This is a genomic window from Paracoccus sigandri, assembly GCF_003709565.1.
Classification (GTDB): Bacteria; Pseudomonadota; Alphaproteobacteria; order Rhodobacterales; family Rhodobacteraceae; genus Paracoccus; species Paracoccus siganidrum.
Map to the genome: position 1 here is coordinate 1 of NZ_QNRC01000005.1, position 15,720 is coordinate 15,720.

Below are 15,720 nucleotides of genomic sequence, written 5' to 3' on the forward strand. Positions count from 1 at the left end.
ACTTGGCCGGCAATTTTGTATTGGAGGATTTGGGCTTCATCTTCGTTCCTTCGTCACTACGACGAAGCCCAAATCCTCCTTAAATCACAACCTCAAATCTGTGCCATGGGCGCTGACGGGGGACAGGTCAGTCCAGTCTGGCGCTCGACGGGATTTCGATCCTGCCGGTCCTGACCGGGGCAGCGTCGGAAAGCCCCTACCATGGCAAGCCCGCAGGCTTCCGCAATGGCGATCTTGCCTATCTCTATCTCGACAACTGGAAGATCTTGCGTTCCGGCGAGAGTGAATGGGAGCTTTACGATATGGCGACGGACCGCGCCGAGCAACACGATCAGGCCGCGGCGAATCCCGGCAAGCTGGAGGAATTGCTGGCGGCATGGACCGCCTACGAGGCCCGCATCGCCGAGCGCGCCGTGCAATAGCCCGGATATATCGTTCGCGGCCTATGGAAGCGCAGCACATGCAATCCGCGCCATCCTTTCAGAACCGACGGCACCACTATCTGGAGCGCTCCCCGCCGCCCGGCGCGCCGCCATATCCCGATACGGTCTGGGTGCCGGGCGGCGATTTCCGCCTGGGCTCGGACCGGTTCTACCCCGAGGAAGCACCGGTCCGGTCCGTTGAGGTCCGCGATTTCTGGATGGACCGCGCGCCTGTGACCAATGCCGTTTTCGCATGCTTCGTCAGCGAGACCGGCTATGTCACCACCGCCGAGCGCGGCGCGAATTCCGATCGCCATCGCGGTATCGACCCGGCTTTGCTTCAGCCCAGCGGTCTGGTGTTTGACGCACCGGCCGGGGTCGTTCCGTTGAACGATCCCCGTAGATGGTGGCGTTTTACCCCCGGTGCCAGCTGGCGCCTTCCCTATGGGCGTCCGCTGGCCGGTGTCGGCGCATCAGGGCATCCGGTGGTGCAGGTCTCGCATCTGGACGCCCACGCCTTTGCGGAATGGATGGGCAAGGCGCTGTCGACCGAAGCAGAATGGGAATTCGTCGCGCGTGGCGGGTTGGACGGCGCCACGTTTTGCTGGGGTGACCGCGAAATCCCTACCGGTGGCCGCAGGTTGGCCAACACCTGGCAAGGACCGTTTCCCTACAAGAACAGCCGCGAGGATGGCTATCGCTATACCTCTCTGATCCGCAGCTATCCGGCGAACGGTTACGGCCTTTGCGACATGACCGGAAATCTCTGGGAATGGACCGCTGATCGGGCCTAACCCAATACTGCCAGTACACAAGGATCCAGATGCTGCGCGGGATCGGGCACACGTAACATGGGGGATGGAAGCACCTGCCCTGCGGCGGAAAAGATCGAAGCCCGCCCCGATGCGGCCCCGTTCCATGTGCTTGACAGGTTGCTGACGAAGTCGGCGAGGCGGAACGGTTTCCTTTCTGCTTGGGCGGCGGCGGTCAGGGTCGGGTTGGTCGATGCAATTGGTTTGGGTGCCTGACGCCGCCCCTGGTCGTCATGCGGCCAGCAGCCGGGGTAGTCGGGTGGCGACATCGCCCGCGGCATTCTCCGTTAGAGGGTTGCACCAGGCTGGCTGGTGCCGAGCCTCAGAATGGGGGAGAGACCAATTGCAGAATAGCATCTTCATCGGGTTGGATGTCCACAAGGCGACGATTTCCGTCGCGGTTGCACAGGGAGAACGAAGGGCCGAGGTCCGGCATTTGGGCACGATTCCCCACCGCCCCGGCGATGTGCGGAAGTTGGTCGGGAAGCTGAGTAAGGGCGGCCGCGAACTTCACTTTTGTTATGAGGCGGGGCCCTGCGGATATGGCCTGCATCGTCAACTGCTGGAGATGGATCAGGACTGCATCGTTGTGGCGCCGTCGCTCATCCCGGTGAAGGCAGGTGATCGGGTGAAGACCGACCGCCGGGATGCGATTATGCTGGCAAAGCTACACCGTGCCGGGGAACTGACAGCCGCTTACAGGCGCTGGCTGACAACGGTGCGATTCCAGCATCCGGCCCAACAGATCGTGCTTCAGGATTACATCGACGCGATTGCCGATGCCGAGGCGCGTGTCGCCAAGCTGACGGGACAGATCGCGGAGTTGCTAAGGCAGTGGAAGCTTGCGCCAGTGGTGGAGGCAGTTCAAGCCATGCGAGGCGTCGCTTTCATCGTTGCCGTGACGGTGGTGGCCGAGGTCGGAGATTTCCATCGTTTCAACAGCCCGCGCCAGTTGATGGCCTACGTCGTCTGCTCATCATCGGGGCCACGTCCGTCGTGCGCTGGCGGGCTCGGCACGGCGCGCCCGGGGGGATCGTGGATGGCGCAAATGCTGGCGACGAAGCCAAAGATGCTGGTTGCCGTGGCGCTGGCCAACAAAATCGCCCGTGTCGCCTGGGCGTTGATGCGCAGCGATGGGGTATATCGGGCTCCGGCCACCGCCTGACCACAGGCGGACCGGCTGGGGACCCACCTCGTCAACATCCTTGAGATGAACGGCGAAAGCTACCGCCTCGCCAACAGCACAGCCCGAAAACGGCAACAAAAGTCCTGAAATCAAACCACGCCGATTTGGCCCCAAAGGGTCAATGCGCCACGGCACGCGCCAGCTATGTGAAAAGCGCGCGCGCCATGGCGCAACCTCTCCAACTGGCTTGGTTTTACGCCGCCGCCATGGCCGACTTTTGCTCCGCCGCTGACACCTGAACCGGCATCCGATGGGGACTTCCAAGCATCCGAGCCGGAACATCCGGTCCGATGTCAAGCAGACAGCGGGCGGCAACGTCAAGCAGACAGCGAGCGGCAACTCCTGACAGCCCCGTGGGCCGCACCCCATTCGGCAAGGGAATGAACGGCTTCGTTGAGCGCCGCTCCCGCCTCCGTCAAGGAATACTCGACCCTGGCCGGAAGCTCGTCAAACACCTGACGATGGATGATACCATCGGCTTCGAGCTCCCGTAGCTGCTCGAACAGGACCTTCTCGGTGATTCCGGGAATGCGGCGAGCGAGTTCACGAAAGCGCAGCGGCTTCTCGTGAACCTCCCAGATGATGGTCGGCTTCCACTTCCCACGTATCATGGCCAACGCCCTGCCAAGACCGCATTCGGCCGGCGGCCCTGCATCCTGCTGCTTCACATCCAAGATGTCCCATCTCCTGAACAGGCGCTTACAAAATTGTAAGTAATTGATATGGCGCAGATTTTGATTTCTATCCTTCCGAGCATGCCGAAACGGTAACACAGGAAAAGGAAAGAATCATGGGTGACGTAACGATGATCGGTCTGGGCGAGATGGGCGGCGCGATGGCACGCGCATTCCTGCGGGCCGGCCACGACGTAACCGTCTGGAACCGAACGTCGACCAAGGCCGAACAAGTCATGACGGAAGGCGCACATGTCGTTCGGGACGTCCTGGCCGCGATCGAGGCCAGTCCGATCATCCTCACATGCGTGTCCAGCTATGCCACGGCCCGAGCGCTTCTGGACGACCAAGCGACTGCCGAAGCGCTTGCCGGGCGGACGCTGGTGCAGCTTGGCTCGGGCACGCCGCAGGAGGCGCGCGACATGCAGGGCTGGGTACTGGAAAAGGACGCACAGTATCTGGATGCCGCGCTGCTTGGGTGGCCCCGCCAGATCGGCACGGCGGAGATGACCATTCTCGTCTCGGGCGACACCGCGACATTCGAAGCGCATAGGAACCTGCTGGGCGCCCTGGCCGGAAACCTCGTGCATATGGGTGAGCCGATCGGTCTTTCATCGACGGTGTTCTCGGCCGTGCTGTCATATCTGGCGGGCCGGTGGATCGGGCTTTGCCACGGGGCGCTGATCTGCGAGGCGGAAGGGTTCGGGGTCGCTGCCTTTGGCGAGATCCTCGCCCAACAGGCGCAGGTGCTGGGCGAGGATGCGCGTCATATGGGAGAGGTGATCGAGAAGAACGAATATGACAATCCGGAGAGCACTCTCGAAACCGCCGGAAACGACATCATCAGGTTGATGCAGCTTTCCAGGGAGGCTGGCATCAATGCGGAGTTTCCCGTTTTTGCCGGAGAATTGTTCCGCAGAGCCATCGAGGCCGGCCACGGCGCACAGGAGCATGCCGCGCTGATCAAGCTTTTGCGGGCGGGTGAGGCTTGATATGTGCGGCACCCGTCCGACAGGCCGGCAGATGCGCGCGGTTCGCATATCGAAGAACGGGTCGTGGCAGGCTGAACCAGCAACCGTGCCCGAACCCGGTCCCGGCCAGGTGCTGATCCGCATTCGCGCGAGTGGGGTTTGCTTCAACGATCTGCATGCCCGCGAGGGCAGGCCCGGTCACGAGGCGGCTGGAGAAGTCGTCGATCTGGGGCCTGGTGTCAGCAGTCGCCGGATCGGTGATCGCGTCGGCGTCCCACTGTGGCAAACGGCGTGCGGGCGCTGCGAATGGTGTCAGCGCGGCAAACCTCTGCACTGCCCTCAGAAAGGCGGCACCAGCATCAACCTGCCCGGCAGCCATGCGGAATTCATGCTCGCCGCCGCCGATGCCACCATGCTGCTGCCCGAGGGTCTCTCCTTCGAGGAAGCCGCGCCGCTTTTCTGCGCCGGCTACGCCGCCTATTCCGGGCTCTGCTCGGCAAAGCCCAAACCGGGAGACCGGGTGGCGGTCGCGGGAATTGGCGGGTTGGGGCACCTGGCGGTGCAATATGCCAAGGCAGCAGGGTTGTTCGTGATCGCCGTCACCGGTTCGGCCGACAAGATCTCGCTGATCCGGGGTCTTGGGGCCGATGAAATCGTCAGGAACGGGAAGGAGCTTCAAGCGATTGGAGGTGCGGATATCATCCTCGGCACAAGCGGTTCCATCGACGCGCAGGCCGATGCCTTCGAGGGGATACGTCCCGAAGGTCGCATGATGGTGATGGGGCTGGGAACGGCACCACTGCCCCTTCCGGTCAACGCATTGATCATGAAGCGGGCCAGTATCATCGGCAGCCAGCACAATGATCGGCGGCACCTCCATGATGCTCTTGCTCTCGCAGCACGTGGCCGGGTCAAGCCGATGATCGAAACCTATTCGCTTGCCGAGGCGGAGAAGGCCCGCGAACGCCTCGCGAGCCGCCGCACGCGCTTCCGCGCCGTCATCGTGATGTAGAGATCGCGCGGCTAGTCGGCCCGTGGCGTGGCTGGTCGGCGAACCGCCATATTTGCTGTCGGCCAGCCCGCTATCTGGGGTCCGCCCCTTGGCATGACATCGTAGAGCCGCTTTTTATCAAGGCTGCCCGCGGTGCTAAAATCTTTGCATTCGATCGTGACGCGCGGCCGACCTACAGGGATGGGTCAGAGATACTCCAGCCCAAGCATCTCCGGAGCGGCGATCCAGCGTTCAAGCGACTGGCGAGTCGTTTCGGTGATCTCGAGCCGACCGGCTTGCCCGCCTTGCCCTGGGGGACCGAGGCGCGCTCCTTCACCCTCCCTGCTGCGAAGATGTCGCGGATCTTCGGGCAGACTAGGTCACAGCCCCGAAGCTTGCCGTCGACGGCCATGTTGAACAATGCCAGGTCGCGTCGGTTGTCCGCCATCTCCAGGCGAACGCAAATCGACCATACGTGTTTCGGCAGCACAGGGCGCTTCTGGCCGATGATGCGCCCCTTGTTCCAGGCAGGACGTTCAGGCCGGAGCGCAGGAACATAGCCGAGGCACATGGTGTTACATCCTGTCCTCAAGCCCCTCCGTGACTTGGGATGATCCGACAAACTCGATGGTATCATGAGATGACCGTGTCGTTCTGCGCAGCCTGGCGGGCGGGAAGCTGACCGACAGCGATTGATCCCCCCCGTTGAACGGGTCCCCCTTGAAGTATGGTTTTGACCATGAAGGAGGACCACCATGGCACAGAAGCGACACAAGCCCGATGAGATCGTGACGAAGCTGCGGCAGGCTGACCGCAAGCTCAACTCCACTGACGTCATCGATGTCCTGCCCGACCTGTTCATTCTGCGCGGTGTGCCGGGACACATTCGTTCCGACAATGGCCCGCTCGCCATGGTTTCTCGAACCAGTGGCGAAACCAGGCTCGCTTCATCGCCCGCGCCGTGCAGGACTGGATCGCCGCCGTCGGCGAAGGCCGCATACATCGCGCCCGGATCACCTTGGGAAAACGGTTATATCGAGAGCTTCAACGCCCGCCTGCGCGATGAGCTCCTCGATGGCGAGATCTTCCATACGCTCGCCGAGACCAGGATCATCGTGGAAAGTTGGCGCAGGCATTACAATACCGTGCGCCCGCATGGATCGCTCGACTACAAGCCACCGGCCCCGGAGGTCTTCATCCCCGCGTTTCCAGCGCGGACGGCTCTGCAACCCGGGCCAGCAACGCCACCCGCGCTGGAAACCCGGCCAACAGTGCACTGACAATCAAAATGGACCCGCCAGAGGGGACGGATCAAGGACCTCGTCGTGAGCTTCATGCCCGGAGACGAGCCGAGCACAGCCTCCTGGACGCCTCCTCCCGGCGCGCGGGCCTTCACGGCGAACGTCCTGGTGCCGGACGGAAATGCGCGCAGGGCCAGGCCGGTCACACAAATCTCTGCGCCACGATGCGGCCCGCCGCCCTTTCCTGAGCGACTTTGTGGGATGTTTTTCATGAAAAGGCATTGGATCTCATGGAAATACTTTTCCATTCTGTCGATTGGATCAGAGGATCTGAAATCCGCGTGTCAGTGGCTCAAGTGCGCCTCGGGGCACCATCTATTCAATGACATGTCCAACCCGCCCGGGGGTATCGCAACGGCCGGCGAATCCGCCCCAGCGGGAAAGCCCTACAGGCGGCCGCCCACCTTCGGGGCGCGGAAGACGCGGGTGCGGGCGAAGACGTCCTCCAGCCGGTTCAGCCGGTCCTGGACCTGGTCGGCCAGATGGCCCTGGACCTGCGCCAGCAACGCCTCGACCACCACCATCAGCGTCGCGGTCGAATCCCAGGCGGCGGGCATCTCGATATGGCAGGGCAGGCTGTGGCGGGCATGGGCGGCGGCCGGGGACAGCCAGCGGTCGGTGATCAGCACCACCTCGGCCTGATGGGCGGCGGCCAGCTCGGCCAGGTGGACCGCGTTCGATTCATAGCGGCGGATGTCGAAGATCACCACCACGTCCCCGGCCCGCATGTCCAGAAGCGCCTGCTGCCAGTCGGTCAGGTGATCGGAGAGATAGGTCACCTCGGGCCGGATCACCCGCAACAGCGTCGCCATGTAATCGGCATGGGCATGGGTCAGCCGCCCGCCCATCACCGCCACCCGCCGCGCCGGATCGGCCAGCAGCGTGGCGGCGCCGTTGAAATCCTGCGCCGGGATCTGGCCCAGGGTCGCCTCGATATTGCCGACCACCTGCGCGGCGAAGGACTGGATCGGATGGGATTGCGGCTCGCGCGCGCCCTCGGGCAGCGACAGGGGCGCGACCAGCAGGCGCTCGACCTCGGTGCGCAGCGCGGCCTGATAGTCGGAATAGCCGCGGAAGCCCAGTTTCTGCACCAGCCGCACGACCGTGGGCGAGGAGACCTCGGCCGCCCGCGCCAGCGTGGTGATCGAGCCCAGAGCCGACATCGGGAAATGCGACAGGATATGGGTGGCCGCCTGCCGCTCGGCGCGGGTCAGCTCGGCCATCGACGCCCGCATCTTTTCCTCGATCGTCATGCGCCGCCCATCCTGCCATCCCCTGCCTGCCGCGAGTCGCGACAGAAACATTTGTAACAGACAATCGAGAACAGAAAAATTCTTGACAGACATGCCCGGCGGGGATGACGCTGAAGAAAAAACAGGGAGACGACTCGCACCATGGCACGGCCAGAATCCGGGCGCCCTGCGGCGCGGCATATCCGCACGGCCTTACGCAACGACCTGAGGCACCGGGTCTGATGCCGCGCGCGGCCATCGCCTTCGTGCGCATCGTCGAGGCGGTGAACCTACGGATCGGCCGCATCGCGATGTATCTGATCTTCGTGCTGGCGGGCGTGCTGATGTGGTCGGTCATCGCCAAGGCCTTCTTCCGCCCCGCCCTGTGGACGCAGGAAATGGCGCAGTTCACCATGGTCGCCTATTTCGTGCTGGGCGGGGCCTATTCGCTGATGCTGGGGGCGAATGTGCGGATGGACCTGCTTTACGGGCGGCTGTCCCCGAAGAAGCAGGCCGCCCTCGATTGCGTGACCGTCTTCGCGCTGATCTTCTTCCTGGCCGTCATGCTGTGGGGCGGGATCGAAAGCACGATCTATGCCTTCGAGATCAACGAACGCTCGCGGACCGTCTGGCGGCCCTACATGGCGCCGATCAAGATCGTGATCTGCGTCGGCATCTTCCTGATGCTGCTGCAGAGCATCGCCTTCCTGATCCGCGACATCGCCACCCTGCGCGGAGAGCGGATCTGATGTCCTACGAGATGATCGCGATCACCATGTTCCTGGGCATGATGGCGATGCTGCTGACCGGGCAGCGCGTCTTCGCCGGGATCGGCTTCGTGGCGGTGGTGGCGGCGATCGCGCTGTGGGGCGACCGGGGCGGGCACGACATCGCCTTCACCAGCACCATCAAGCTGATGAACTGGTATCCGATGCTGACCCTGCCGATGTTCGTCTGGATGGGCTTCGTGATGTCGGAGACCCGGCTGGCGGACGACCTCTATCGGATGTTCCACGTCTGGTTCGGCCCGGTCCCCGGCGGGCTGGCCATCGGGACGATCCTGCTGATGGTGCTGGTCTCGGCGATGAACGGGCTGTCGGTGGCGGGGCTAGCCATCGGCGCGACCATCGCCCTGCCGGAACTGCTGAAGCGCGGCTATGACAAGCGCATGGTGACGGGGATCATCCAGGGGGGATCCTCGCTGGGGATCCTGGTGCCGCCCTCGATCGTGCTGGTGCTTTACGCGATGATCGCGCGCCAGCCGGTCGGGCAGCTGTGGCTGGCGGGCATCCTTCCGGGGCTGCTGATGGCCGGGCTGTTCCTGCTCTATGTCGTGATCCGCTGCGGGCTGAACCCCGGCCTGGGCCCGGCGCTGTCGCGCGAGGAACTGGCGGGCATCACCTGGGGCGAAAGGATCCGCCTGCTGCGGGCGGGCATCCTGCCGGTGGTGATCTTCGCCTCGATGATGGGGCCCTTCGTGATGGGCTATGTCAGCCTTGTCGAGGCCTCGGTCATCGGCGCCACCATCGCCACGCTGGTGGCGGTGCTGAAGCGCCGCCTGACGCGCGCGGTCTGGGAGAAATGCTGTGTCAGCACGCTTGGCGTGTCCTGCATGTTCATGTGGATCCTGCTGGCGGCGCTGGCCTTCGGCGCGGTCTTCGACGGGCTGGGCGCGGTGCGCGCCATCGAGGGCTTCTTCCTGGAGGACCTGGGCCTGACGCCCTGGCAGATCATCATCCTGATGCAGGTGTCCTTCCTGCTGCTGGGGATGTTCCTCGACGACACCGCCATGCTGGTGATCGTCGCGCCGCTTTACATCCCGCTGGTCAGGGCGCTGGAATTCGACCTGATCTGGTACGGCATCCTCTATACCATCACCTGCCAGATCGCCTATATCACGCCCCCCTTCGGCTATAACCTGTTCCTGATGCGCGCCATGGCGCCCGACCAGGTGTCGCTGACCGACATCTACCGCTCGATCGTGCCGATCGTGGGGATCATGCTGCTGACGCTGGTCATCATCATGGCCTTCCCGCAGATCGCGCTCTGGCTGCCCAATCAGGTTTACGGACGATGACAACCACAAGGGGCGGCGCGAACCGCCCCCGCCACTCACGCCAACAGAGGTAAACGCAATGACCACGACCAGACGGAAATTCCTGTCCACCGGCGCCATTGCCGCAGGCGCCGCCACGCTTGCCGCCCCCGCCGTCCATGCGCAATCGCCGATCCGGTGGCGGATGCAGACCTATGCCGGCGCGGCACTGGGCGAACATGTCTGCAAGCCGGCCATCGACAATTTCAACCGCATCGCCGCCGGGCAGATGGAGATCGAGCTTTACTATGCCGACCAGCTCGTCCCCACGTCCGAGCTGTTCCGCGCCATGCAGTCCGGCACCATCGACGCGGTGCAATCGGACGACGATTCGATGCAGTCGCCGACCGAGGTGACGGTCTTCGGCGGCTATTTCCCCTTCGCCAGCCGCTACAGCCTGGACGTGCCGGTGCTGTTCAACCAATACGGGCTGAAGGAGATCTGGGAACAGGAATACGCCGCCGTCGGCGTCCAGCACATCTCGGCCGGGGCCTGGGATCCCTGCCATTTCGCCACCAAGGACCCGATCAACAGCCTTGCCGACCTTGAAGGCAAGCGCGTCTTCACCTTCCCGACCGCCGGCCGGTTCCTTGCGCAGTTCGGCGTGGTGCCGATGCAGCTGCCCTGGGAGGACATCCAGGTCGCCCTGCAGACCGGAGAGCTGGACGGCATCGCCTGGTGCGGCATCACCGAGGACTACACGGTGGGCTGGGCCGACGTGACGCAATATTTCCTGACCAACAACCTCTCGGGCGCCTGGATCGGCCATTTCTTCGCCAATGCCGACCGTTGGGCCGAGGTGCCCGACAACCTGAAGCTGCTGATGCAGGTCTGTTTCGAGCAGTCGCATTACTATCGCCAGTGGTGGTATTGGGGCGGCGAGGCGGACCTGCGGGTGAACGGGCCGAAGCTGGAGCTGACATCGATCCCCGACGCGGAATGGGCGACGGTCGAGGAAAAGGCCCGCGAATTCTGGGACGAGATCGCGGCGGAATCCGAGGTCAAGGCCAAGGTCGTGGAAATCTTCAAGCAATACAACGACGTGATGTCGAAGGCCGGGCGCCCCTATCGCTATGGCTGACGCCCCCCTGCCCCGCCGGGCGGCGCGACCCGCGCCCGGCGGGACGCGCCCTTTCCCTGAACGGACAAGCTTCACATGCCCGCAAACCTGACGCTCCAGTCGCTGCAAGCCGCCTGTGACGCGGGGGAGATCGACACCGTGCTGGTCGTCGCCCCCGACATGCAGGGCCGCCTGATCGGCAAGCGGTTCCATGCCGCCTTCTTCCTGGATGGCGGATACCGCGAGACCCATTGCTGCAACTACCTGCTGGCGCTGGACATGGAGATGGCGACCGTGCCCGGCTATCGCAGCGCCGGCTGGGCGCAGGGCTATGGCGATTACGTCATGAAGCCCGACCTTGCCACGCTGCGCCGCCTGCCCTGGCTGCCCGGCACGGCGATGGTCATGTGCGATCTCATGGACCACCACACGCACCGGGAAATCGCCGTCTCGCCCCGCGCGATCCTGAAGCGCCAGGTGGCCCGCGCCCGCGAGATGGGGTTCCAGCCGATGATGGCGACCGAGCTGGAATTCTACCTCTTCGCCAACAGCTACGAGAGTTTCCGCGACAAGGGCTTCGGCGACCTGATCCCGATCTCGGCCTATAACGAGGATTACCACATCTTCCAGACGACCAAGGAAGAGGACGTGATGCGCGCCGTCCGCAACGGCCTTCACGGCGCCGGCATCCCGGTCGAGAATTCCAAGGGCGAGGCCGATGCCGGCCAGGCCGAGATCAACTATCGCTATTCCGACGCGCTGGACACGGCCGACAACCACACGATCATCAAGCAGGCGGTCAAGGAAATCGCCTGGGCGCGGGGCAAGTCGGTCACCTTCATGGCCAGATACGACCACCGCAAGGCGGGCTCGGCCGCGCATGTGCATCAGAGCCTGTGGACGGCGGATGGCAAGCCCGCCTTCCACGACCCCGGCGCGCCCCATGGCATGTCGGCGCTGATGCGGCATTTCGTGGCCGGGCAGCTTGCGGCCGCGCGCGAGATGACGGTCTTCCTGGCGCCCTATGTGAACAGCTACAAACGCTTTACCGTCGGCATGTTCGCCCCCACCAGGCCGGTCTGGTCGATCGACAACCGCACCGCCGGGTTCCGCGTCTGCGGCGCGGATACCAAGGCCGTGCGGGTGGAATGCCGCATTCCCGGCTCGGACGCCAATCCCTATCTGGCCTGCGCCGCGCTGCTGGCCGCCGGGCTGGACGGGATCGAGCGCAAGCTGGAGCTGGGACCGGCGCTGGAGGGCGACATGTATCATGCCGAGGGCCTGCCCGAGATCCCCCGCAACCTGCGGGACGCGGCGGCGCTGCTGCACGGATCGGCGACCCTGCGCAAGGCCTTCGGCGACGACGTGATCGACCACTATCACCACGCCGCCGAATGGGAGATCGCCGAGACCGACCGCGTGGTCACCGATTTCGAGCTTCAGCGCCTGTTCGAGCGCTCGTGACAGCCGGGCCTGGCCCAAGAGGACAAGATGACACCGATCCAGTTGATTTCCCCCGCGGACGGCACGGTCTATGCCGAGCGCATCCCGCTTTCGCCCGACGCGGCCGGCGCGGCCGTGGACCGCGCGCGCCAGGCGCAGCAGGCCTGGGCCGCCCGCCCGCTGGAGGACCGCATCGCGCTGGTGCGCGCCGGCGTGGCGCAGCTGACCGCGATGCAGGACCGGATCGCGCGGGACCTGGCCGGGCAGATGGGCCGTCCGATCCGCTTCGGCGCAGGGGAAATGGGCGGCGTCAACGCCCGCACCGACTACATGGCGCAGATCGCCGCCGAGACGCTGGCGCCGCAGGTGATCGAGGACAGCGACGCCTTCCGCCGCCTGATCGCGCGCGAGCCGCTTGGCGTGGTCTTCGTCATCGCGCCCTGGAACTATCCCTACCTGACCGCGATCAACACCATCGTCCCGGCGCTGATCGCGGGCAACAGCGTGGTGCTGAAACATGCCAGCCAGACCCTGCTGGCGGGCGAGCATCTGGCCGAGGCCTTCCACGCGGCAGGCATCCCCGAAGACGTGTTCCAGAATGTCGTTCTGGACCACGCCACGACCGAAGGCCTGATCGCCGCCCGCGCCTTCGATTTCGTCAACTTCACCGGCTCGGTCGCCGGCGGCCGCGCCATCGAGCGCGCGGCGGCGGGCACCTTCGTGCCGCTGGGGCTGGAACTGGGCGGCAAGGATCCGGGCTATGTCCGCGCCGATGCCGACCTGGAGGCGGCGGTGGACACGCTGATGGACGGGGCGATGTTCAATTCGGGCCAATGCTGCTGCGGGATCGAGCGGATCTATGTCCATGACAGCCTGTTCGACGCCTTTGTCGAAAGGGCGGTGGCCTGGGTCAACGCGCTGAAGCTGGGCGATCCGAACGACCCGGAAACGACGCTTGGCCCGATGGCGCATCTCCGCTTCGCGCAGGCGGTGCGCGACCAGATCAGCGATGCCGTGGCGCAGGGCGCGCGCCCGCTGATCGATCCCGCGAATTTTCCCGCTGATGACGGCGGCGCCTATCTTGCGCCGCAGGTCCTGGTCGATGTCGATCACTCGATGCGGGTGATGCGCGAGGAAAGCTTCGGCCCGGTCGTCGGCATCATGAAGGTCGCCTCGGACGACGAGGCTCTCGCGCTGATGAACGACAGCCCCTATGGGCTGACCGCCAGCATCTGGACCAGGGACTTCGACAGCGCCGCCCAAATCGGCGCGCGGATCCAGACCGGGACCGTGTTCATGAACCGCGCCGACTACCTCGACCCGGCGCTGTGCTGGACGGGCTGCAAGGATACCGGCCGGGGCGGGTCGCTGTCCTGGCTGGGATACCTCGCCGTCACCCGCCCGAAATCCTATCATCTGAAGAAGGTGTGACATGTCGCCAGATACTCACGGCGTTCCCGACCGCAACTGGTCCTATCCGACCGCCATCAGGTTCGGCACCGGCCGGATCGCGGAACTGGCCGAACAGGCGCGCGCGGCGGGGCTGGAAAATCCGCTGCTGGTGACCGACAGGGCGCTGGCCGGCCTGCCGATCACGGCCGCCGCGCTCAAGGTGCTGGACGCTGCCGGGCTTGGCCGCGCGATATTTTCCGACGTGGACCCGAACCCCGACGAGACGAACCTGGCCGATGGCATCGCCGCCTACAGGGCGGGCGGCCATGACGGGGTGATCTGCTTCGGCGGCGGCTCGGCGCTGGACCTGGGCAAGATGATCGCGCTGATGGCCCATCAGCGCGTCGATCTGTCGGTCTGGGACCTGGAGGACGTGGACGACTGGTGGACCCGCGCCGATGCCGACCGGATCGCGCCGATCATCGCCGTGCCGACCACCGCCGGCACCGGCTCCGAGGTCGGCCGCGCCGGGGTCCTGACCAATTCCGCCAGCCACAAGAAGAAGATCATCTTCCATCCCAAGCTGATGCCCGCGGTGACGATCTGCGACCCGGCGCTGACCGTGGGGATGCCGGCTTTCGTCACCGCCGGCACCGGCATGGACGCGCTGGCCCATTGCCTCGAGGCCTACTGCTCGCCCCATTACCACCCGATGTCGCAGGGCATCGCGCTGGAGGGAATGCGGCTGGTGCTGGAAAACCTGCCGGTGGTCTATCGCGATCCCGACAACCTGCCGGCCCGCGCCCATATGATGAGCGCGGCGGCGATGGGCGCGGTCGCCTTCCAGAAGGGGCTGGGCGCGATCCATGCGCTGTCCCATCCGGTCGGCGCGGTCTATGGCACCCATCACGGCACCACCAATGCCGTGGTGATGCCGATGGTGCTGGACTTCAACCGCCCCGCCATCGAGGACCGCATCGCGCGGGCCGCCGCCTATCTGGGCATCGACGGCGGCTTCGACGGCTTTCGCGCGCGGATCATGGAACTGCGCGCCGAACTGGCGATCCCGGAAAACCTCTCGGCCCTGGGGGTCGAACCCGACCGCCTGGACGAATTGACCGATATGGCGCTGGAGGACCCGTCCTGCGGCGGCAACCCGGTCCCGATGACGCGGGAAAACACCCGCGCCCTGTTCCAGGCCTGCCTCTAGGCACCTGCTCCCGCCCCCTAGCCCAGCCGCGCGGGCAGCACCCAGCCCTTCAGCAGCTCGGTCGCGGGCATCGGCTTCCGGCCGGCCCGCTGCGCCTGGGTGATCTCGACCGCGCCCGTGCCGCAGGCCACGGTGAAATCCCGCAGGACCTGCCCCGGCGCGCCATGGCCTTCCGCCAGGCGGCAGCGCAGCAGCTTCACCCGCTCGCCCTCGATCTCGCACCAGGCGCCGGGAAAGGGCGACAGGCCGCGGATCTGCCGGTCGATCTCGGCGGCCGGCCGGGTCCAGTCGATCCGCGCCTCGGCCTTGTCGATCTTCGCCGCATAGCTGACGCCCTCGGCCGGCTGCACCCGCGCGGGCATCGGCAGCGCCGCCAGCACCTCGGCGATCAGCGCGGCCCCCATCCCGGCCAGGCGGTCATGCAGGTCGGCCGTGGTCTCCTCGGGTCCGATCGGGGTGCGCCGCTCGGCCAGGACCGGGCCGGTATCCAGCCCCGCCTCCATCTGCATGATCGCCACGCCGGTCTCGGCGTCGCCCGCCATCACCGCCCGGTGGATCGGCGCCGCCCCCCGCCAGCGCGGCAGAAGCGAGGCATGGATGTTCAGGCAACCGAAGCGCGGCGCCTCCAGCACCGGCTGCGGCAGGATCAGCCCATAGGCCACGACCACCGCCACATCCGCCCCGAAGCCCGCGAATTCCGCCTGCGCCCCGGCATCGCGCAACCGCGCCGGCACCCGCACCGGCAGGCCCAGTTCCTCGGCCGCGGCCTGCACCGGCGAGGGGCGCGGCCTCTGCCCCCGCCCCGCCGCCCGCGGCGGCTGCGAATAGACCGCCACGACCTCATGCGCCGCCGCGACGGCCCGCAGCGCCGGCACCGAGAATTCCGGCGTTCCCATGAAAATCACCCGCATGCGCAGCCCCTTTCGCCTTG

At 65.5% G+C, this 15,720-nt stretch carries 13 protein-coding genes and 4 pseudogenes; 13 read left to right on the forward strand and 4 right to left on the reverse strand.

Annotated elements, in window-relative coordinates; genetic code table 11:
* Positions 1-445: 445 nt before the first annotated feature.
* Complete coding sequence (locus C9E82_RS05420) at positions 446-1,216, forward strand: SUMF1/EgtB/PvdO family nonheme iron enzyme (protein ID WP_183154041.1); 771 nt, start codon at positions 446-448, stop codon at positions 1,214-1,216.
* Here C9E82_RS05420 and C9E82_RS24950 read toward each other — a convergent pair.
* On the reverse strand, positions 1,213-1,503 hold the full coding sequence (locus C9E82_RS24950) for a hypothetical protein (RefSeq protein ID WP_183154042.1): 291 nt from the start codon (positions 1,501-1,503) through the stop codon (positions 1,213-1,215). The two genes, C9E82_RS05420 and C9E82_RS24950, sit on opposite strands and share 4 nt — an antisense overlap.
* Here C9E82_RS24950 and C9E82_RS05425 point away from each other — a divergent pair.
* The 3 pseudogenes from C9E82_RS05425 to C9E82_RS24770 all read left to right on the forward strand — a co-directional run.
* A pseudogene (locus C9E82_RS05425) lies at positions 1,428-2,150 on the forward strand (IS110 family transposase); the annotation flags it as partial. The gene C9E82_RS24950 and the pseudogene C9E82_RS05425 sit on opposite strands and share 76 nt — an antisense overlap.
* Positions 2,151-2,194: 44 nt before the next feature.
* Positions 2,195-2,399: pseudogene (locus C9E82_RS24955) on the forward strand (IS110 family transposase); the annotation flags it as partial.
* A 9-nt stretch (positions 2,400-2,408) separates the two neighbouring features.
* A pseudogene (locus C9E82_RS24770) lies at positions 2,409-2,507 on the forward strand (ATP-binding protein); the annotation flags it as partial.
* 230 nt (positions 2,508-2,737) lie between these two features.
* Here C9E82_RS24770 and C9E82_RS05435 read toward each other — a convergent pair.
* On the reverse strand, positions 2,738-3,088 hold the full coding sequence (locus C9E82_RS05435; RefSeq protein ID WP_240643655.1) for a winged helix-turn-helix transcriptional regulator: 351 nt from the start codon (positions 3,086-3,088) through the stop codon (positions 2,738-2,740).
* A gap of 122 nt (positions 3,089-3,210) precedes the next feature.
* On the opposite strand from C9E82_RS05435, the gene C9E82_RS05440 reads away from it, so the two are divergent.
* From C9E82_RS05440 to C9E82_RS05455, 3 genes and pseudogenes are all read left to right on the forward strand, one after another.
* Positions 3,211-4,086, forward strand: coding sequence for an NAD(P)-dependent oxidoreductase (locus C9E82_RS05440; protein WP_119900359.1), 876 nt, complete (start codon positions 3,211-3,213; stop codon positions 4,084-4,086).
* A 31-nt stretch (positions 4,087-4,117) separates the two neighbouring features.
* Entirely contained in the window at positions 4,118-5,077 is a 960-nt protein-coding gene (locus tag C9E82_RS05445) for an alcohol dehydrogenase catalytic domain-containing protein (RefSeq protein ID WP_119900360.1), read from the forward strand.
* A gap of 791 nt (positions 5,078-5,868) precedes the next feature.
* Positions 5,869-6,336 (forward strand): annotated as a pseudogene (locus C9E82_RS05455) (integrase core domain-containing protein); the annotation flags it as partial.
* A gap of 407 nt (positions 6,337-6,743) precedes the next feature.
* On the opposite strand, the gene C9E82_RS05460 reads toward C9E82_RS05455, so the two are convergent.
* Positions 6,744-7,610: a MurR/RpiR family transcriptional regulator gene (locus tag C9E82_RS05460; RefSeq protein ID WP_119900361.1), complete on the reverse strand. Its 867-nt coding sequence runs from the start codon at positions 7,608-7,610 to the stop codon at positions 6,744-6,746.
* Between the two features lie 221 nt (positions 7,611-7,831).
* On the opposite strand from C9E82_RS05460, the gene C9E82_RS05465 reads away from it, so the two are divergent.
* The 6 genes from C9E82_RS05465 (at position 7,832) to C9E82_RS05490 (ending at position 14,789) form a co-directional block, all read left to right on the forward strand.
* Complete coding sequence (locus C9E82_RS05465) at positions 7,832-8,338, forward strand: TRAP transporter small permease subunit (protein ID WP_119900362.1); 507 nt, start codon at positions 7,832-7,834, stop codon at positions 8,336-8,338.
* Positions 8,338-9,666 carry a TRAP transporter large permease gene (locus tag C9E82_RS05470; RefSeq protein ID WP_119900363.1) on the forward strand — a complete coding sequence of 443 codons (1,329 nt, stop codon included), beginning with the start codon at positions 8,338-8,340 and terminating at the stop codon, positions 9,664-9,666. Before C9E82_RS05465 ends, C9E82_RS05470 begins: the two co-directional genes overlap by 1 nt.
* Before the next feature lie 58 nt (positions 9,667-9,724).
* Positions 9,725-10,765 carry a TRAP transporter substrate-binding protein gene (locus C9E82_RS05475; protein WP_119900364.1) on the forward strand — a complete coding sequence of 347 codons (1,041 nt, stop codon included), beginning with the start codon at positions 9,725-9,727 and terminating at the stop codon, positions 10,763-10,765.
* A 75-nt stretch (positions 10,766-10,840) separates the two neighbouring features.
* On the forward strand, positions 10,841-12,208 hold the full coding sequence (locus C9E82_RS05480) for a glutamine synthetase family protein (protein ID WP_119900365.1): 1,368 nt from the start codon (positions 10,841-10,843) through the stop codon (positions 12,206-12,208).
* Between the two features lie 27 nt (positions 12,209-12,235).
* Positions 12,236-13,618 carry an aldehyde dehydrogenase family protein gene (locus C9E82_RS05485; RefSeq protein WP_119900366.1) on the forward strand — a complete coding sequence of 461 codons (1,383 nt, stop codon included), beginning with the start codon at positions 12,236-12,238 and terminating at the stop codon, positions 13,616-13,618.
* Between the two features lies 1 nt (position 13,619).
* On the forward strand, positions 13,620-14,789 hold the full coding sequence (locus C9E82_RS05490) for an iron-containing alcohol dehydrogenase (protein ID WP_119900367.1): 1,170 nt from the start codon (positions 13,620-13,622) through the stop codon (positions 14,787-14,789).
* Between the two features lie 17 nt (positions 14,790-14,806).
* Here the strand turns inward: C9E82_RS05490 and fmt are convergent, their stop codons facing one another.
* The gene (gene fmt / locus C9E82_RS05495; RefSeq protein ID WP_119900368.1) at positions 14,807-15,700 is read right to left on the reverse strand and encodes a methionyl-tRNA formyltransferase; all 894 of its coding nucleotides are present in this window, start codon (positions 15,698-15,700) and stop codon (positions 14,807-14,809) included.
* Positions 15,701-15,720: the final 20 nt, after the last annotated feature.